Source organism: Flavobacterium sp. NPDC079362, assembly GCF_050267765.1.
GTDB classification, from domain to species: Bacteria; Bacteroidota; Bacteroidia; order Flavobacteriales; family Flavobacteriaceae; genus Flavobacterium; species Flavobacterium azizsancarii.
Genome location: NZ_JBNNFM010000002.1, coordinates 29,625 through 47,948, shown reverse-complemented (window position 1 = coordinate 47,948; position 18,324 = coordinate 29,625). Strand labels below are relative to the sequence as shown.

The following is an 18,324-nucleotide window of genomic DNA, read 5'->3' as shown; positions in this document are numbered from 1 at the left end:
AAAAAATACGATTCTTAACCAAATCTTAAGACGACAGAATCTTTTAAAAATCAAAACTTTACAATACAACCAGCAATATTCAATCGTTAAAATGCATACTTTCTCCGACGAAATACACTGAGTTTTCATTTTTTGGCACAGTATATGAATATTCATAAACAGAATAACATTAATATTAAAACTAAACAAAATGAAAACAATAAAAATAGCAATTGCGGGATTATTCCTTTTGGTTGCAAGTACCACACAAGCTCAGGTATCAATAAATGTTAACATAGGATCACCGCCTGCCTGGGGACCTGCAGGATATGCTCAAATGGAATATTATTACTTGCCGGATATCGAAGCTTATTATGATGTTAGAGCTTCTCAGTTTATTTATTTTGGAGGAGGAAGATGGGTAAGAGCGAGTCGCCTGCCAAGACAATACAGTAATTATGATTTGTACGGAGGTTATAAAGTAGTTCTTAACGATTACCACGGAAGAACACCATATACATACTTCGATCGTCACAAAGTAAGATATTATAAAGGATATCACGGAGCTCCTCAAAGACCCTACAGACCAAGAGAAGTTTATGGTTACAACGATCGTCGTAATGATCACAGAGATTATAAGCATTATGATAACAAACACTACGACAAACACGACAAACACGATAAACACGACAGACGTGATGATGATCACAGACATGGTTCAGGAAGAAGATAATCAATATCTAAATAAATTTTCGACACAAAAAGAGTATCAAATAAATTGATGCTCTTTTTTTTTGAATCAAATTTTCTTAAAAAAGAAAATCAATAACCAAACATTAACATTTCATTTAAATACGGTTCAAAGATATAATTAGTATTTTTGAAGCAGTTTCAAAACACTAAAAGACATTATGCGAAAAATCCAGATACGAATTCTTCTTGTTTTTTTAACAGGGATTTCCCTTTCTTTTGCACAACAACCACAAAAATTAAACTCTGTAGAAATTTATAATCAAATAAAAAAATTGAACTTTTTAGGTTCCGTTTTGTATTTGGCAGCACATCCGGACGACGAAAACACCCGTTTAATTTCTTATATTGCAAATGAGATGAATGCGCGAACAGGATACTTATCCTTAACTCGTGGCGATGGAGGTCAGAATTTAATTGGTCCGCAATTGCGTGAATTATTAGGAGTTATAAGAACTCAGGAGCTAATCGAAGCCCGAAAAATCGATGGTGGCGAACAGTTTTTTTCACGTGCCAATGATTTTGGTTATTCAAAAAACCCTGACGAAACTTTAGAAATCTGGGATAAAGATAAAGTACTTGCTGACGTGGTATGGACTATTAGAAAATTTCAGCCAGATGTAATCATAAATCGATTCGATCACCGCTCACCCGGAACAACACATGGACATCATACATCATCAGCGATGTTAAGTGTTGAAAGTTTCAAGCTTACAAATGACCCAAAAATATATCCTGAACAACTAAAACATGTAAAACCGTGGCAGGTAAAACGATTGTTTTTTAATCCTTCGTGGTGGTTTTACGGAAGTCAGGAAAAATTTGATGCCGCCAATAAATCAAAATTCACTAAACTGGAAACCGGTGTATATTATACAGGAATTGGAAAATCGAATCAGGAAATTGCGGCGTTAAGCCGAAGCAGACACCAATCACAAGGTTTTGGAAGCACAGGTGTTCGTGGCGAAGAAACTGAATATCTGGAACTTATAAACGGTGACAATTCTAAAGAACGTGATAATATATTCGAGGGAATTGATACTTCATGGAATCGTGTTAAAAACGGAAAACCAGTTGGCGATTTGATCACTGCTATTATTGCAAAATATGATTTTAGCAATCCATCAGCAAGCGTTCCGGATTTAGTTAAAGCCTACACTATGATCGAAGCACTAGAAGATGATCATTGGAAAACTATAAAATCAGCGGCAATAAAAAATATAATTGCATCGTGCTCAGGATTGTATTTAGAAGCAGTTGCCAGTGAGCAGGAAGCAACGCCGGGAAGTGCGATAAGATTAAGCCTCGAAGCGATTAACAGATCTTCTGTAGAAATGCAATTGATGAGCGTTACTTCATTACCGGATAATAAAAGTACGATTCAGAATATTCAATTAAAAAATAACGACGATCAGAAAATAAACTTACAAATTCAGCTTCCAGACAATATTGAATACACACAACCTTACTGGCTTAAAGAAAAGGCAAGTGTTGGAATGTACACGGTTTCTAATCAGGAAAACATAGGTATTCCGGACATTATCAGACAGGTAAAAGTCGTTTTTAATATTAAAATAAATAGTATTGAAATTCCGTTTGAACGCACTGTTGTATATAAATATAATGATGGCGTAAAAGGCGAAATGTATAACTTTCTGGATATTGTTCCCGAAGTTACGACTTCGATACTGGAAAAAGTGCTGATTTTTGGAAGTACCGCCAGTAAAATGATCCCTGTAAAAGTACGAGCAGGAAAAGATGGCATCAAGGGAAACTTACAATTAGAATTGCCTAAAAGCTGGAATATTTCTCCAAAAGAAATCCCTTTTACTTTAGATAAAAAAGGAAACGAGCAAATCTTTTATTTTGAAGTTACCCCGCCCGTAAATCCGGAAGAAGCAATTGCTAAAAGTGTTGCAATTGTTGATAATAAACGTTTTGATAAAGATCAGACTATTATTGATTATAGTCATATTACCAAACAAATGGTTTTAAAACCGGCTGAATCAAAATGCATTCGAATTGACTTAAAAACAAACGGCGATGCGATAGCTTATATTATGGGAGCCGGTGATGAAGTACCTGAAAGTTTAGCTCAAATGGGATATAAAGTGAGCATAATAAAACCGGAAGAAATCACACCGGAAAAACTGGATTCATTTAATGTTGTAATCACCGGAGTTCGTGCTTATAATACCGTAAATGCTTTAGCTAACAAACAAAATATCCTTTTCAATTTTGTAAAAAGCGGTAAAAATATGATCGTACAGTACAATACTTATGGAAAAACTGTAACAGATCAGATTGCGCCATATCCTTTAAAAATATCAAATGACCGTGTGACTGAGGAAAATGCCAAAGTAACTTTTCTGGCGCCCAATCATCCTGTATTAAATACGCCAAATAAAATCAGTTCTAAAGATTTTGAAGGCTGGACACAAGAGCAGGGTTTATATTATCCTAATCAATACGATCCCGCCTTTACTCCTATTTTATCGTCTCACGACAAAGGCGAATCGCCTAAAGATGGCGCCTTATTGGTGGCACCGTACGGAAAAGGATATTATATTTACACAGGATTAAGCTTTTTTAGAGAATTACCTGAAGGTGTGGCCGGTGCATATCGATTATTATCGAATATGATTTCGTTAAAACAGCCAGTAGAAGCTCCAAAACAAGAATTAAAGCAATAAAACATTCAAAAATGGAAGCTAAAAAAACAAAAAAATGGAAGAAAAGCTACACCTATGTTTTGGTAGCGAATGCAATTTACATTCTTATTTTTTTCTTAATCATGCAATTATACTCATAACCTATGCAACTATTTGACTGGATCGTACTTATTGTTACACTTTTATTTATTGTTGGTTATGGATCCTGGAAAACCAAAGGAAGTAAAAATGTAGAGGATTTTATTCTGGGCAATAACGAAACACCCTGGTATACAGTAGGACTTTCTGTAATGGCGACGCAAGCCAGCGCTATTACGTTTTTATCTACTCCGGGACAAGCGTATCATGACGGAATGGGTTTTATACAATTCTATTTTGGGTTGCCAATTGCTATGATTGTTATTTGTGTAACCTTTATTCCGTTATATCATAAGAACAAAGTATTTACCGCTTATGAGTTTTTAGAGAAACGATTCGATTTAAAAACCCGTTCACTTGCTGCTATTCTGTTTTTAGTTCAAAGAGGTTTAGGAACAGGTCTTACCATTTATGCACCAGCCATTATTTTGTCAGCTCTTTTGGGGTGGAATTTAACATTGATGAACATCATGATTGGTGTTCTCGTAATTATTTATACTTTTTCAGGAGGGACAAAAGCGGTAAACGTAACACAGAAACAACAAATGTTCGTGATTATGTCCGGGATGTTTATTACGTTTTTCCTGATTTTGCATTATTTGCCAAACGACATGACTTTTACAAGTGCATTGCATATTGCAGGTGCAAATGATAAAATGAATATCGTAGATTTCTCGTTTAATCCTGAGGAAAAATATACTTTCTGGAGCGGAATAACAGGTGGTTTTTTTCTGGCTCTTGCCTATTTTGGAACTGATCAGTCACAGGTAGGACGTTACTTGTCTGGAAAATCGGTTCGCGAAAGTCAAATGGGATTGATTATGAATGGTCTTTTAAAAGTACCAATGCAATTTTTTATTCTGCTGACAGGAGTTATGGTTTTTGTGTTTTTTCAATTCAATCCCGTTCCTTTAAATTTTAATCCGAATAATAAAATTGTAATCGAAAAATCAGCATATAAAGAGGAATATCATGGTTTAGAGAAAAAATTAAGCACACTTTCTGAAGATAAAAAAGTAATTAATTTATTGTACATCGATCAGTTGAATCAGGATTTTGACAATCCAATTTTGCGAAAGGAATTAGTGACTATATCCAATAAAGAAAAAGACCTCAGGGATCGTGCCAAAGAAATCATCTTGAGAGCAGACCCAAATAGTGAAACCAATGATAAAGACTATGTGTTTTTTCACTTTATCCTGCATTATTTACCTAAAGGTCTTATCGGTTTATTACTAGCTGTAATTCTTTCAGCAGCAATGTCGTCAACGGCCTCAGGATTAAATGCTTTGGCATCTACAACGGCAATTGATATTTATAAACGTAATCTGAAAACCGAAAAATCGGATAAGCATTATTTATATGCAACAAAGTTCTTCACTTTATTCTGGGGAATTGTAGCGATACTTTTTGCCTGCGTTGGTACTTTGTTTGAGAATTTAATTCAATTGGTAAATATCATTGGTTCTATTTTCTACGGAACTGTTTTAGGAATCTTTTTAGTTGGATTTTATTTAAACAGAGTAAAAGCAAAAGCAATGTTTATTAGTGCTATTATCAGTCAAATTACTATATTCATCATTTACTATTTTATGATCGCAATTTACCCAAGTGGTCAGGAAAAGTTAGGCTATTTATGGCTGAATTTTATTGGAGCAATGTTGACGATAATATTATCTCTTGTGCTTCAGTTTCTGTTTTTCAGAAAAGAACCCGATAATGAGGAAGTGGTTTTGGAATAAGAAATTTTTTATTGAATTATGATCGAAAAATTTCTTTCCCTACTATTACTAATTTTATGCTCTCAGGTAAAAAGTCAAAATGCTACTGCTCAGAGTCGCGAAATTGAAGACAATTCGATCTCATATCAACTTTTTACAAAATGTTTTGATAATTTGAATCAGGGTTCTGAGATTTTAGAGAAGTATCCTGCTCTTAAAGATGCAAAACTTTGTTCTCTTTTGTATTGCATGCATCTTTTAGCATATCCTGAGAAAGATATACAATTTGCAGCTGAAAATAGACTAATAGGAATTGCAACACAACTTTATAATGAAAATACTCCCGCTATATTGATTATGGGTTTGGATAGTTCCAGAACTGCTAAGGAGAGAAATAAAAATCTGGAGGACGATAACAATATTGTTTACATCAGTTACGGAGAATGTACAAATCCGGCGTTTTTAAGAGAAGGTGCTGACATTGTAAACAAGCAGACAATGCAATTGATTAATAAAAACTCTCTTAGATAAATTTTCTTTTAAAAAGAGATTCCCTAGCCCAGATAGAAGCGGTATCCTTTTTCTTGCTCCTTTAGCAAGGAAAAGATACAAGTGAATAGCTGGAAATTGCTCCCGAAAATTATAATCCTAAAATACCATACTCTGTTTATTGACGTTCAACATATCTTCGCTAAACTTTAAAACTTTACCAAAGATTGTAAAAGCTAAAACATTTTGATTCTACCCCAAAAATTATATCTTTGAGAAACTAAGTATTTACAAATTAGCAAAAACACATCACTATGAAGGACCTGAAGAGATATAGCAATAAAACTAAGGCCGCTTTTATTTTACTTATTGTGATGCTGATCATTTTGCTGGGGAATTTTAATACACTGCAAAATTCAAAAAACGTAAACAAAAATATTAATGAAATTTATAACGACCGATTGGTTGTAGCGCACTATATTTTTCAATATTCAAAAGAGCTTCATTTCATAAAAGCCGAAGCGGAAAAACTCGATTTAAGCGATAATATCAAAAAGGACGAGATCATTCATACTTTGAGTATTATTCATAATATTGATGATTTATACGCAAAGACTGTACTGACCAATAAAGAAAAACAATATTTCGATATTCTCTTAAGTACGTGTAAAGAAATTGACAAACAAGTGGTTAACAAAGACTGGAGCAAGATTGCCAACCTAAGTCATTATGCTTTAACGACTTTAGAATCTTTATCGCAAATCCAGATCCAGGAAGGAAAGGCAAAATTGGCAAGCGCTAATGCTATGTATAGTAAAAATAACAGTCTGGGTCAATTGCAAATTGCGTTGCTTATAATTTTGGGCGGAATCACTTTTTATCTGTTAATCGTAAAAAAAATTAAGAGAAGTATCAAAATTCCGGAGCCGCCAAGTATGAACTAATTCACTTTTTTCGGTTTTGTATCTTCTCCCTTAATTACAAGATCGTTTATACTGGAAAATCACCAAAAAAAAATCCAAATTCCAAACTTCAACAAGTTTAGAATTTGGATTTTTAATATTTAGATTTTAATAATTCAAAGAATTATTATCTGCTCCATTCAGCAATACTGTCTTTATTCAATTTTACGTAATCCTGATTATTAGCAGCTTCAGCAGCAGCAAGAGAAGCTTTTGCAGTTTCAACAGCTCCTTTTTTATCACCTTGTTTTGCCTGGATCTGTGCTTTTAATCTTAGTATAAAGTATGGTTTCTCAGTACTCATATCTAATGATTTATCTACGTAAGTTCTGGCTGTTTCGATGTTTCCATTAGATTGAAACAAATATGTCGCTGCAGCAAAATAGTCGTTAGATGTTGGTCCTGCTAATGTTTTTTCGATACTTGCCGTTGCAATTTTTGCAGTAGGAACTTCAAATTTTAAGGCTACATGAGAGTTTTCCCAAGCCATGTCCAGATATCCAAAGTTTGGATCTAAACCATTAATTCCAATCGTAAAAGTCTCAAGAGGTGTTGATAAAGCATCTTCTTTTACCGTAGTTCTCAAAGCTACATACGAATCGCTCCAATTTTCAGGCAATCCCCAGTTGTCAGTAGAAAGGTAAAAAATCACTTCCCAGCTTTCTATTTTCGGAATTGTATAAATTGCATATTTTCCTTTCTTCAATGTTTTGCCATCGATCACAACATCATCACTAAAATTAATGATTGTGTTTTCGTTAGCTCCGGTTCTCCATAATTTACCAAACGGAACTAAATTTCCAAATACCGCTCTACCTCTGGCGCCTGGTCTGGAATATGTAACTTCGACATCAGTTAATCCTACAGTTTGCTTAATATAACCTTTCGGACTCGCTTGTGGTGTTTTTATTTGTGCTTCTGTAGCAAATGGAGCCAAAACAATGGCCAATGCAATAAGTAGTTTTTTCATGTTTGAGTATATTTTGTTTGTTCAAATTTACAACTTCAAATACTGAACAAATGTTAAATTTTCTATAATTCAGCCCTGTAACTGTGATATTTTTTGAGCATTTAACTCGTTAAAATTATTTATAATTATATCTGCCTCAGATAGATCCTGCAATTTAGAATGATGGCTGTTATAACCAACACAAAAGATACCTGCCGCTTTTGCCGCTTTTACCCCATTTGTACTGTCCTCAATGATGATACACTCTTCTTTTGGAGCTATTGATAATGAAGCGGCGTGCAAAAAAATGGCCGGATTTGGTTTTGACTGCGGAAAATCTTCCCCACTCACAATATCCGTAAAATACTGATGTAAATTGAATCTCGTAAAAACACGTTCAATGGTTACTTTTGAAGCTGATGAAGCTAAAATCAATTGTATTCCGCTCGCATATAAATCTTTAATAAGATTTTCGACACCTTCTAATAAATACAAATCTTCTTTAGTATCAAAAGCATCATTAAATATGCTTCTCTTTCTTTGTATCAGATCTTCTACCTCGTGCTGTATCGTTGGAAAAAATCCTTTTAGGGTCTGAAACGTATTACGAGTCGAAAATCCGGTAAACGAAGTATACATTTCTTCGGTTACTTCTATTTCTAATTCAGAAAATTGTTTGTAATAGGCATAACGGTGAACAGGCTCAGTGTCAACAATTACACCATCCATATCAAAAATTACTGTTTTTATCATTTTTTTTAAGTTACTAAGGTTCTGAGTTGCGAAGGCTCTAAGTTTTTTTGTTTCAGGTTTCTCCCTTGTGATATCCTTGTTAAAGTTTAAAACTTTGACAAAAATTGCCGTGTTCAGAACTTGAAACAAATAAAACCTGAAACCTAAAATAAATCTATTCTTTCTTCAACAAATATCTGATCACAGTTTCGGCAGCATACAGGCCAAATAATCCTGGCATATAACTGTTGGTTCCATAAAACGATTTTTTAAAGTTTTTCCCGTCAGTCAGTTTTAGGCTTTTTTCGTCTTGGATTTCAGAAGAGAAAACCACTTTCAATTTATTAATATTTTCTCCTTTTAATCGTTTTCTAATGGCTTTAGAAAGAAAGCAATTCATAGTTTTAGAAATATCACTCACTTTTACTTTAGACGCTAACATTTTTCCACCAGCGCCCATACTGCTAATGATTTTAACCCTTTTACGTTTTGCTCCAATGATTAAATTCAATTTTGGAGTTACACTGTCAATACAATCCAGTACATAATCAAAATCAGGTGAAATGATTTCAAAAGCTCTTTCCGGAGATAAAAATTCCTGCACGCGTGTTAGTTTCAATTCAGGATTAATATCCATCAAACGGTCTCCAACAATGGTTATTTTAGGTTGCCCAACTGTAGAATTTAGTGCCGGTAATTGTCGGTTAATATTCGTGATATCCACTACATCTCCATCTACAATAGTCATGCTCCCTACTCCTGCTCTTGCCAAAAATTCAGCAGCAAATGATCCAACTCCTCCTAATCCGACTACCAAAACATTCGAGTTTTGCAAGTTATGTAATCCCTCTTTTGTAAATAAAAGCTCGGCTCTTTCTGTCCACTCTGCCATATGTTATTTTGTTATTTTTTACTTGTTTTAAAATTTTGCTTCAAGTTAAGATTCGCCAGCTTTCAACAAACCCAACAGCTAATCTTGCTTCTTTCTTCTATTCTCTATTCTCTTTTCTTTATATTCTATTCTCTATTCTCTATATTCTCCTTGTCAAACACTTTTCTATATTTAGACTCGCCAGCTTTCAACAAACCCAACAGCTAATCTTGCTTCTTTCTTCTATTCTCTATTATCTATTCTCTTTTCTCTATATTCTCCTTCTCAAACACTTTTCTATATTTAGATTCGCCAACTTTCAACAAACCCAATAGCTAATCTTGCTTCTTTCTTCTATTCTTTATTATCTTTTCTCTATATTCTCCTTCTCAAACACTTTTCTATAATTACTTGAGATAATCTCTTGTAATTCATTAATTGTTATATTTTTATATTCTGATGCTACATTATAAACTTCGCTAATTCCTTCTTCGATCGTATCCGTTTCAAGAAAAAACCGATCGTTTGGAATATCCTGAAAAACAGTTTTTAAATCTGGTTTTTTAAGTAAATATTTCCCAAACGAAATATAAAAGCCATCTTTAATGAGTTGATTCGCAATTTGACTATTTTTAGAAAAACCATGAATAATCATCGGAACAGAGATATTCAGCTTCTTTTTAATCGCAATTACTTCCTGAAAGGCAGCGACACAATGTATTACTACAGGTTTACTATATTTTTCAGCCAAAGCTAATTGCTTTTCGAAAACTATAATTTGTTTCTCTAACGGAATTTCAATTCGTTTGTCTAAACCACATTCACCAATTGCCAGACAATTTTCAGTTTGTAATTTTTCTTCTATAATTCTCAAATCCTCATCAATTCTCTCATCTTTAATATACCACGGATGAATTCCTATGGAATAAAAAGGAATCGAAACATCAAACTCATTTGGATATTGATTTACTAATTCCAAAATATGAGCTTCATTCGTGAATTGATGTGTATGACAATTAAAAAATTCCATTAGTGAAATGTTTTTACACCTGCATTAATTGCTACACTCAAATCATTTTCTAAAGGAACTAAAGGACATGAATATTTATGATTATAAGCACAATACGGATTGTACGCCTGATTAAAATCGACTGCGATCGTATTCCCTTTCGGTATTTTCAAATCGATATATCTTCCTCCAATATAACTTTCCTTACCACTGGTTAAATCTGAGAAAGGAAGGAACAAATGATCTTTATATTCTTTCTTTTTCGAAAGCTCAATATTTCTATAGACATTCAGTTTAAGAGCAACACCATCTATCGTAAAATACAAAGTTCCGTATTTTATATATTTTGGTGTTCTCGTTCCTGTAGTTTTCATTTCAAAAACCTTTTCGTCCTTTGCCTTTTCAAATTTTGCATTCACGAAGTAGTTGGAATTTACAGGAAAAAAATCCAGCGATTTAAAAGTTTTTAAATCTTCTTCCATTAACGGACTTTCTTTAGGATCAGCATATTCTGAGTTTATCTTCTTTTGAAATTTTTCAATTTCTTTCTGATCAAATTTATTCTGGCCAAAACAGAAATTTACAAGTAACAATACAAGAAAAGCAATAACATTTTTCATCTTCGAAATTTTGAGCAAAAATAGTTTAAAAGTAACAAAGCAGCAACGGATGATCTCTACAAAGTTTCTTAACTTTGTTGCAAATAACATATTTGTAATGCTCAAAACCGCTTTTAGTCACTATATCAATAATTTTAAAGGATTTTCAAGAGAAATTTGGATACTCGCAATTGTTACATTTATAAATCGTGCCGGAACGATGGTACTTCCTTTTCTGTCAAAATATTTAAAAGAAGACCTTCATTTTACTTATAATCAAGTTGGTTGGATTATGGTTGCGTTTGGTCTTGGGTCAATGTTAGGTTCGTGGCTGGGTGGAAAATTATCTGATAAAATTGGTTTTTATAAAATCATGATTTTTAGTTTGTTTACGAGCGGAGTTTCACTTTTCTTTATTCAATATATCACTACTTTTTGGACTTTATGTTTCGCAATGTTTTGTTTAATGACTATTGCAGATATGTTCAGGCCGGCGATGTTTGTTTCTTTGGGTGCGTATGCAAAACCCGAAAACAGAACCCGTGCTTTGACTTTGGTACGTTTAGCGGTAAATCTGGGTTTTGCTGCAGGACCTGCTTTAGGAGGTTTAATTATTATGGGAATTGGATATTCAGGATTGTTCTGGATTGATGGTGCATCGTGTATTGTTTCGATTTCGATTTTTGCCTTATTAGTTAAGGAGAAGAAAAAAACGGTGCATGAAGATAAAGCGGAAAGTGCAGCAGATATAAAATCAGTTTTTCATGATAAAATCTTTTGGGTTTTCTTATTCGTGAGTTTTGTGACGGCTATGATTTTCTTTCAGCTTTTTACTACGTTACCTTTATATCACAATGAAAAATTTGGCTTAACCGAATTTCAAACGGGTTTATTGATGACTTTAAACGGACTTTTAATATTTGCTCTCGAAATGCCAACAGTTGGTTATATGGAGAGAAAAGGTTTTCCTAAAATAAGAATAATTATTCTGGGGTCTTTTGTTATGGCTTCGAGCTTCTTTTTATTATTAATAAATGTTTGGGCCGGAATTCTTGTTATTAGTATGATTTGTATCTCGATTGGAGAGATCCTGACTTTTCCGTTTTCTAATGCTTTTGCATTAAGCCGTGCGCCACGTGGACAGGAAGGACGTTATATGGCGCTTTATACAATGAGTTTTAGTTTAGCACATATTATTAGTTCTAAAGTTGGTTTCGAGATTATCTCTCGATTAGGTTACCAAATCAATTGGCTTTTTATGGCCTGCATTGGAGTTATTGCAACGCTGTGTTGCTTTTGGATCAAAAAAGAATTGCTCAGAGAAAAAATCTCTTAAAACTAAATTTTACCACACAGGTCTATAAGATTTTATCCGGAATAATCTTGACAGCTCAAAGTTTGCAAAGCTTTTATCAAATGTAGCTTTGCGAACTTTGCGTTTTTATAAAACTACTTAATTTTAAAATCTTCGCGCGTTTTGCGGTTATTTTTTTCACTCCTATTTCAACCTCCGGATTTACAAGGCTAAAGCACTATTTTCTATACTTTAAAATCAGACCAAACGTCTTTTTTAGTTAAATAACTATATTTATAGTTGCGTAACTATAAATATAGTTGTACGTTTGAATTAAAATTAGAAAACATGCAAAAGTTAACAAACAAAGAAGAGGAAATCATGCAGATTTTATGGAAGCTCAAAAAAGCATTCGTAAAAGAAATTCAGGCAGAAATCACTGAAGACCAGCCACATTATAATACACTTTCGACTATTGTGCGTAATCTTGAAGAAAAAGGTTTTGTTGCTCATAACGCTTTTGGAAACACGCACCAGTATTATCCTGTAATAACATTGGAGGCTTACAGCAAAAAATATATGAATACTGCCATTGATAACTATTTTAATAGCTCATATAAAAACATGGTTTCATTTTTTGCTAAAGAAGAAAAAATTTCAGCAGCCGAATTACGTGAAATCCTGGCCATGATTGAAAATCCTAACGAAGAAAAATAATCCCTTATGGAAACACTTTTCATATTTATCGGAAAATCAAGTGCATTACTGGCTTTGTTTTATTGCGCTTATTATTTTTTATTGCGCAAAGAGACTTTTTTCAATAATAACAGATGGTTTTTATTGTCCGGTTTATTTACTTCGATAATCTTACCATTCATAGTTTATACTAAAATTGTCTGGGTTGCTCCTGCTCCAATTTCCAATATAAACTTTTCTGAAATTAATGAAGTGCAAAATATTGAAAATAGTGTTTTGCAAATTAATCTCAATGTAGTTTTGCTTTCCCTTTACAGTATTGGATTCCTCGCGTTATTAATAAAATTCGCTATCGATTTCTATAGTTTAAATACTGTTTTAAAAGGTAAAAAAGTAAAACAACAAGCTGATTTTAAATTCATTGATACAAATCAAAATATTGCGCCTTTTTCTTATTTCGACTATATCGTGTACAACTCATCACTGTATACTGCAATAGAATTAGAAAGTATTATTGAACATGAAAAAGTGCATAGTGAGCAAAATCATACTATCGACGTGTTAATATCAAGAATCTTTTGTGTCTTATTCTGGTTTAATCCTATAGTTTGGCTTTACAAAAAAGCGATCCTGCAAAATCTTGAATTCATTGCAGATAATGAAGCTGCACAAAAAATATCCGATAAAAAAGCATATCAATACACGCTTTTAAAAATAACAACACATGAAAACTGTGTTGCCATTACCAATCATTTTTATCAATCATTAATCAAAAAACGAATCATTATGTTAAACAAAAATCAATCAAAAAAGAGAAATTCATGGAAATTTTGTGTTGTAATTCCAGCACTTGCAGCTTTTGTACTTTTATTTCAAATTGAAGTTATTGCAAAAGAGAGACAGCAAATTATAAAAGAGCTTTCTGGAAAAATTAAATCTGTGGACGTTTATAAAATCAAAAAGAATTCTACCGATGCTGAATTAAAAGAAATCAAAGAGAAATTAAAAACAATTCATAATGTTGACTTTGAAGCTTCTGAAATTAAGAGAAATTCTTTAAGCGATTTAACATCACTTAAAATTGATATCAAAAACGGAAATCAGCAAACACAATCTATTCAGACTGGAGGAAATAAAACGATCCAGGATTTTGGAATAATTGTTACAACAGACAACGATGGCAGCAAAAAAGTAGGTATTCGTACGGCTGATGAAACAGATAAAGATCAAAAAATTGTTGCTCGCAAAAACCTGAAAAATGTTGTAAACACAAGCGATAACACTAATTCAACCACTACAAAAACCAATTCTAATTCTGATAACAATGTTAAAGCTAATTCTAATACTAATAAAAATGTTAGTGCAAACACTAGTACAACTAATGTAAATACTGATGCAAGTACAAATGTCGATAGTTCAGTCACTGTAAATGTGAATGATGATGCTAAATCAGGAACTACAGTTAAGATATCTTCTAAAAAATCAGGGTCTCAGAAAAATTTAGATCAATTAGTAATTGTAGATGGTGTCGTTATTAATGAAAAAGTAACAACTGACGATCTTCAGGAGCTAAATATAAAAAGCATGGAAATTTATAAAGGAATTGACGCAATTGTAAAGTATGGCGAACAAGGAAAAAATGGCGTTATTATAATTGAAACCAGAAAATAGTTTCAGTTTAAAAAAATCCGGATCACACGGTAAATAACCAATTATAGAAGAAGAAATAATCCAATTTTTATGGAAGCACTTTTTATTTTTATCATAAAATCGAGCGCGCTATTAGTGTTGTTTTATTGTGCTTACTATTTTTTATTAGACAAAGAAACCTTCTTCAATAGCAACAGGTGGTTTTTATTAGCCGGCTTATTCACATCATTGATTTTACCTTTTGTAGTTTTCACTAAAATAGTCTGGATCGATCCGGCGCCTGTTTCGATTTTAAATACAAATGCAATTTCAGTTCTAAACAAATCTCAGATTTCTTTCTATCGCAGTGCCCAAATAGAATCTTTCGATATTAATTGGAGTTACATTTTACTAGCCATTTACAGCATAGGATTTTTAACCTTATTAGTAAAATTTGCTATTGATTTCTATAGTTTAAATTCTGTTTTAAAAGATAAAAAAGTACAACAACAGGCAGATTTTAAATTCGTAGATATTAAAGAAAATATCGCTCCATTTTCTTATTTTGATTATATCGTGTACAACTCATCAATGTTTACGGCCTCAGAATTAGAAAATATTATCGAACACGAAAAAGTACATAGCGATCAAAATCATACTGTAGATGTTTTAGTTTCAAGAATATTCTGTATACTATTTTGGTTCAACCCGATAATTTGGATGTACAAAAAAGCGATTTTACAAAATCTTGAGTTCATTGCAGATAATGAAGCTGCGAAGAAAATATCAGACAAAAAAGCGTACCAATACACGCTTTTAAAAATAACAACACATGAAAGTTGTGTTGCAATCACCAATCATTTTTATCAATCATTAATCAAAAAACGAATCGTCATGTTAAACAAAAATCAATCAAAAAAACGAAATTGCTGGAAATACTATACTATTATTCCAGTACTTATAGCTTTTGTGCTTTTATTTCAAATCAGGACAATAGCACAAGAAAAAGAGAGAAAAGATCTTAAAGAGAATACTCAAAATGAGACTCCGGTTTATGTTTTAAAAATTCGAAAAAACACGACCGATCAAGAACTAAAGGAGATGGCCGAAAAATTAAAGAAAGATCATAATATTGATATGGTGGTATCAAATGTAAAACGAAACACTCAAAATGAGCTAACAGCTATTAAAGTTGATATCAATAAAGAGACAGAAAATGCTCAGAGCATTGAGGTAGAAGGAGATGAAGCGATTAAAAATTGTGGAATTATAGTTACAACTAAAGATGGTTTAAAAAATATTAATTTGCTTACTGATGGTTTAATTGATGAACCAGCGACTATTAGAAAACGTATTGCAGAAATAAGCCAGACGAATGGTTCTAATCTTCTTCCAGCTTCTCCTGTGTCCCCAACTCCTCCAGCTCTTCCTGCTTTCCCTACCGAACCAATACCTCAAGCTCCAAATGCTGATATATCTAAAATGCCAAATCCCCCAATAGCGCCTGCAGATCGTAAAGATAAAGTAGCAATGGCTAAATTTGAAATAGAAATGGCTGAGTTTGAGAAAAAGATGGAAACTTTTCAGCCTGATATGTCAGCTTACGAAAAACAAGTAGAAGAAATCATGTCGCAAAGAGAAGCTGCGTACGAAAAAGAAATGGCAAAATACAATCTTGCCATGGACAAGTTTAGTAGTGATATGGACAAGCTCAATATTGAGATGGAACAAAAATATGGAAAGGATTCTAAAATATACGAAACCAGCATGAAACAACGGAACCTGGAAATGAGGAGACTGGAGATAAACAAAAGACAACACGAGAAAGATGTCCTGCTTTATGAAAGGGAACTTCAGAAAATAGAAAGACAAAATAATAGATTTTAATTTTAAACCCTCATAAATCTTAATTAAATACTCAAAAAACAGAATAAATTCCTGCGTAACATACTAGGAAAAACTCCAAGAAAGACTTTGCCCAACCGCAAAGTCTTTTTTTATATCTTTGAGGAAAATTAACCTTCCATGTATAAAATTTTAGCCAAAATAAATAAAATCCTTCTGCCCAGTTTTACCAAACAAGGTCTGGACATCTCTAAAGCCAAAAAATGGCAAATGGCTATTATTGGTTATCGTGCTTATGTTACAAAACGTGCTTTAGAATAATACAAACCTTATAGGTAAACAGTTGATTTTAAGCTCAAAAAACACTTTTTTAAGAAATAAGAAATAGCTTACTCTAAATACATTTCTTATTTCATTACATCTTTCTCATGAAAAATAAAGAATTCAATATCCCTCCTATTTACGCCGTACTTTTAGCTATTGTCAGTGTGCAATGTGGAGCCGCAATTGCTAAAAGCCTTTTTCCTGCAATTGGTGCTGCGGGAACAGCATCAATTCGAATTGGGGTTTCGGCAATAATTTTATTAATAGCCTATAGACCAAACCTAAAAGCCATTACGCCAAAACAATGGAAAATTGTAGTTCCGTACGGTTTGTCTTTAGGCGCCATGAATTTGATCTTTTATCTCGCAATAGAAAGAATTCCAATTGGTTTAGCCGTTACATTAGAATTTATAGGTCCTTTGTTAGTAGCCATTATTGGATCAAGGCGTTTAATAGATTATTGTTGGGTTTTGCTTGCAGCAACTGGAATTGTCTTAATAGCCCCCTGGTCAAATGATCGGGTCGATATATTAGGGGTTGCTTTTGCACTCTTAGCCGGTGCTTTTTGGGCAGCATATATTATTTTAGGAGGTAAAGTTTCTCAGATTATGAATGGAGGACAAGCAGTATCAACCGGAATGTTGTTTGCTGCTATTTTAATTCTTCCTGTTGGTTTTTATGAAAACGGATTGGTCAATCTTACTCCAAAACTTTTTGGTATGGGCGTTGCATTGGCATTGCTGTCAAGCGCTATTCCGTTTACGCTTGAAATGAAAGCCCTGGGTCAACTTCCTCCACGAACTTTTAGTATTTTAATGAGCTTAGAGCCTGCAGCGGCTTCTATTTGTGCCTTTTTATTTCTACAGGAAAAACTGGACCTTTATGAAGTTCTGGCTGTGTTTTGTGTGGTTGTAGCTTCTGCCGGATCAACATTGACAGCTAAAAGATAAAACTTAAAAAGATTAAAAATCAAAAATTCCAAATTCCAATTTAAAAGTTGGGATTTGGAATTTTTAATTATTGCAATTTTTATTAATACAGCTATTATTTTTTTGGCAATAATACAGTATCAACTACATGAATTACACCGTTAGACTGATTTACATCTGCAATCGTAACTTTAGCATTATTTCCGCTTTCGTCAGTGATGTATAAATCTTTTCCTTTCATCCAGGCAGTAAGAGTTCCACCGCTAACAGTTTTGAAAGTAGCTTTTCCTTTTCCTGCTTTAATTGCTTTTGCAATATCAGAAGCATTCATTTTTCCTGCAACAACATGATAGGTCAGGATTGTTTGCAACATTTTTTTGTTTTCAGGTTTCAATAATGTTTCAACAGTACCTTTTGGTAATTTATCAAACGCTGCATTTGTTGGGGCAAAAACGGTGAATGGTCCTTTGCCTTCTAGTGTTTCAACTAATCCGGCAGCTTTTACAGCAGCTACTAATGTCGTGTGGTCTTTTGAGTTTACGGCATTTTCAATAATATTTTTGTTTGGGTACATTGCAGCTCCGCCAACCATTACAGTTTTCTGTGCAAATGAAGTAAATCCAAATCCTAATGCTAAAATTGCTACGGCTAAAAATTTTCTAGTTTTCATGATTAAATATTTTAAGTTATAAGCTCATTTACGGGGTAATAATTGTTTTGGTTTTATTAAATATCT

The 18,324-nt window shown here is 33.1% G+C and carries 17 protein-coding genes; 11 read left to right on the top strand and 6 right to left on the bottom strand.

Annotated elements, in window-relative coordinates:
* Positions 1–190: 190 nt before the first annotated feature.
* The 5 genes from ACQKCJ_RS02385 (at position 191) to ACQKCJ_RS02365 (ending at position 6,693) form a co-directional block, all read left to right on the top strand.
* The gene (locus tag ACQKCJ_RS02385; protein WP_271334728.1) at positions 191–712 is read left to right on the top strand and encodes a hypothetical protein; all 522 of its coding nucleotides are present in this window, start codon (positions 191–193) and stop codon (positions 710–712) included.
* Between the two features lie 178 nt (positions 713–890).
* Entirely contained in the window at positions 891–3,422 is a 2,532-nt protein-coding gene (locus ACQKCJ_RS02380) for a PIG-L family deacetylase (protein ID WP_427401273.1), read from the top strand.
* 122 nt (positions 3,423–3,544) lie between these two features.
* Positions 3,545–5,281, top strand: coding sequence for a sodium:solute symporter (locus ACQKCJ_RS02375; protein ID WP_271334726.1), 1,737 nt, complete (start codon positions 3,545–3,547; stop codon positions 5,279–5,281).
* A gap of 18 nt (positions 5,282–5,299) precedes the next feature.
* The gene (locus tag ACQKCJ_RS02370; RefSeq protein ID WP_271334725.1) at positions 5,300–5,791 is read left to right on the top strand and encodes a hypothetical protein; all 492 of its coding nucleotides are present in this window, start codon (positions 5,300–5,302) and stop codon (positions 5,789–5,791) included.
* A 272-nt stretch (positions 5,792–6,063) separates the two neighbouring features.
* Positions 6,064–6,693, top strand: a complete 630-nt coding sequence (locus ACQKCJ_RS02365) for an MCP four helix bundle domain-containing protein (RefSeq protein WP_271334724.1) — start codon at positions 6,064–6,066, stop codon at positions 6,691–6,693.
* Between the two features lie 145 nt (positions 6,694–6,838).
* Here the strand turns inward: ACQKCJ_RS02365 and ACQKCJ_RS02360 are convergent, their stop codons facing one another.
* The 5 genes from ACQKCJ_RS02360 to ACQKCJ_RS02340 all read right to left on the bottom strand — a co-directional run bounded on the left by ACQKCJ_RS02360 (position 6,839) and on the right by ACQKCJ_RS02340 (position 10,892).
* On the bottom strand, positions 6,839–7,681 hold the full coding sequence (locus ACQKCJ_RS02360; protein WP_271334723.1) for a DUF2911 domain-containing protein: 843 nt from the start codon (positions 7,679–7,681) through the stop codon (positions 6,839–6,841).
* Positions 7,682–7,750: 69 nt separating this feature from the next.
* A complete protein-coding gene (locus ACQKCJ_RS02355; protein WP_271334722.1) occupies positions 7,751–8,413 on the bottom strand; it encodes an HAD family hydrolase in 663 nt (220 codons plus the stop codon).
* Between the two features lie 154 nt (positions 8,414–8,567).
* On the bottom strand, positions 8,568–9,284 hold the full coding sequence (locus ACQKCJ_RS02350) for a tRNA threonylcarbamoyladenosine dehydratase (RefSeq protein WP_271334721.1): 717 nt from the start codon (positions 9,282–9,284) through the stop codon (positions 8,568–8,570).
* Between the two features lie 343 nt (positions 9,285–9,627).
* Positions 9,628–10,293: a TatD family hydrolase gene (locus tag ACQKCJ_RS02345; protein ID WP_427401272.1), complete on the bottom strand. Its 666-nt coding sequence runs from the start codon at positions 10,291–10,293 to the stop codon at positions 9,628–9,630.
* Entirely contained in the window at positions 10,293–10,892 is a 600-nt protein-coding gene (locus tag ACQKCJ_RS02340; RefSeq protein WP_427401271.1) for a DUF1684 domain-containing protein, read from the bottom strand. The genes ACQKCJ_RS02345 and ACQKCJ_RS02340 overlap by 1 nt, the downstream gene beginning before the upstream one ends.
* A 97-nt stretch (positions 10,893–10,989) precedes the next feature.
* On the opposite strand from ACQKCJ_RS02340, the gene ACQKCJ_RS02335 reads away from it, so the two are divergent.
* From ACQKCJ_RS02335 to ACQKCJ_RS02310, 6 genes are all read left to right on the top strand, one after another.
* On the top strand, positions 10,990–12,207 hold the full coding sequence (locus tag ACQKCJ_RS02335) for an MDR family MFS transporter (RefSeq protein WP_271334718.1): 1,218 nt from the start codon (positions 10,990–10,992) through the stop codon (positions 12,205–12,207).
* A gap of 306 nt (positions 12,208–12,513) precedes the next feature.
* Positions 12,514–12,882 (top strand): BlaI/MecI/CopY family transcriptional regulator, encoded by a 369-nt coding sequence (locus ACQKCJ_RS02330; protein WP_271334717.1) that lies wholly within the window; start codon positions 12,514–12,516, stop codon positions 12,880–12,882.
* 6 nt (positions 12,883–12,888) lie between these two features.
* The gene (locus ACQKCJ_RS02325) at positions 12,889–14,532 is read left to right on the top strand and encodes a M56 family metallopeptidase (protein WP_427401270.1); all 1,644 of its coding nucleotides are present in this window, start codon (positions 12,889–12,891) and stop codon (positions 14,530–14,532) included.
* Between the two features lie 69 nt (positions 14,533–14,601).
* Complete coding sequence (locus ACQKCJ_RS02320; RefSeq protein WP_427401269.1) at positions 14,602–16,377, top strand: M56 family metallopeptidase; 1,776 nt, start codon at positions 14,602–14,604, stop codon at positions 16,375–16,377.
* Between the two features lie 138 nt (positions 16,378–16,515).
* Positions 16,516–16,656 (top strand): SsrA-binding protein, encoded by a 141-nt coding sequence (locus ACQKCJ_RS02315; RefSeq protein ID WP_264537765.1) that lies wholly within the window; start codon positions 16,516–16,518, stop codon positions 16,654–16,656.
* A 107-nt stretch (positions 16,657–16,763) separates the two neighbouring features.
* Positions 16,764–17,609, top strand: a complete 846-nt coding sequence (locus ACQKCJ_RS02310; RefSeq protein WP_271334714.1) for an EamA family transporter — start codon at positions 16,764–16,766, stop codon at positions 17,607–17,609.
* A gap of 94 nt (positions 17,610–17,703) precedes the next feature.
* Here ACQKCJ_RS02310 and ACQKCJ_RS02305 read toward each other — a convergent pair whose 3' ends face one another.
* Entirely contained in the window at positions 17,704–18,258 is a 555-nt protein-coding gene (locus tag ACQKCJ_RS02305) for a fasciclin domain-containing protein (protein ID WP_271334713.1), read from the bottom strand.
* Positions 18,259–18,324: the final 66 nt, after the last annotated feature.

What these genes read in the sequence shown, in the direction of transcription:
- ACQKCJ_RS02305 (WP_271334713.1), bottom strand. Translation starts at nt 18,258, where the DNA reads ATGAAAACTAGAAAATTTTTAGCCGTAGCAATTTTAGCATTAGGATTT.
- ACQKCJ_RS02360 (WP_271334723.1), bottom strand. Translation starts at nt 7,681, where the DNA reads ATGAAAAAACTACTTATTGCATTGGCCATTGTTTTGGCTCCATTTGCT.
- ACQKCJ_RS02385 (WP_271334728.1), top strand. Translation starts at nt 191, where the DNA reads ATGAAAACAATAAAAATAGCAATTGCGGGATTATTCCTTTTGGTTGCA.
- ACQKCJ_RS02315 (WP_264537765.1), top strand. Translation starts at nt 16,516, where the DNA reads ATGTATAAAATTTTAGCCAAAATAAATAAAATCCTTCTGCCCAGTTTT.
- ACQKCJ_RS02375 (WP_271334726.1), top strand. Translation starts at nt 3,545, where the DNA reads ATGCAACTATTTGACTGGATCGTACTTATTGTTACACTTTTATTTATT.
- ACQKCJ_RS02330 (WP_271334717.1), top strand. Translation starts at nt 12,514, where the DNA reads ATGCAAAAGTTAACAAACAAAGAAGAGGAAATCATGCAGATTTTATGG.
- ACQKCJ_RS02325 (WP_427401270.1), top strand. Translation starts at nt 12,889, where the DNA reads ATGGAAACACTTTTCATATTTATCGGAAAATCAAGTGCATTACTGGCT.
- ACQKCJ_RS02345 (WP_427401272.1), bottom strand. Translation starts at nt 10,293, where the DNA reads ATGGAATTTTTTAATTGTCATACACATCAATTCACGAATGAAGCTCAT.
- ACQKCJ_RS02340 (WP_427401271.1), bottom strand. Translation starts at nt 10,892, where the DNA reads ATGAAAAATGTTATTGCTTTTCTTGTATTGTTACTTGTAAATTTCTGT.
- ACQKCJ_RS02365 (WP_271334724.1), top strand. Translation starts at nt 6,064, where the DNA reads ATGAAGGACCTGAAGAGATATAGCAATAAAACTAAGGCCGCTTTTATT.
- ACQKCJ_RS02320 (WP_427401269.1), top strand. Translation starts at nt 14,602, where the DNA reads ATGGAAGCACTTTTTATTTTTATCATAAAATCGAGCGCGCTATTAGTG.
- ACQKCJ_RS02350 (WP_271334721.1), bottom strand. Translation starts at nt 9,284, where the DNA reads ATGGCAGAGTGGACAGAAAGAGCCGAGCTTTTATTTACAAAAGAGGGA.
- ACQKCJ_RS02310 (WP_271334714.1), top strand. Translation starts at nt 16,764, where the DNA reads ATGAAAAATAAAGAATTCAATATCCCTCCTATTTACGCCGTACTTTTA.
- ACQKCJ_RS02335 (WP_271334718.1), top strand. Translation starts at nt 10,990, where the DNA reads ATGCTCAAAACCGCTTTTAGTCACTATATCAATAATTTTAAAGGATTT.
- ACQKCJ_RS02370 (WP_271334725.1), top strand. Translation starts at nt 5,300, where the DNA reads ATGATCGAAAAATTTCTTTCCCTACTATTACTAATTTTATGCTCTCAG.
- ACQKCJ_RS02355 (WP_271334722.1), bottom strand. Translation starts at nt 8,413, where the DNA reads ATGATAAAAACAGTAATTTTTGATATGGATGGTGTAATTGTTGACACT.
- ACQKCJ_RS02380 (WP_427401273.1), top strand. Translation starts at nt 891, where the DNA reads ATGCGAAAAATCCAGATACGAATTCTTCTTGTTTTTTTAACAGGGATT.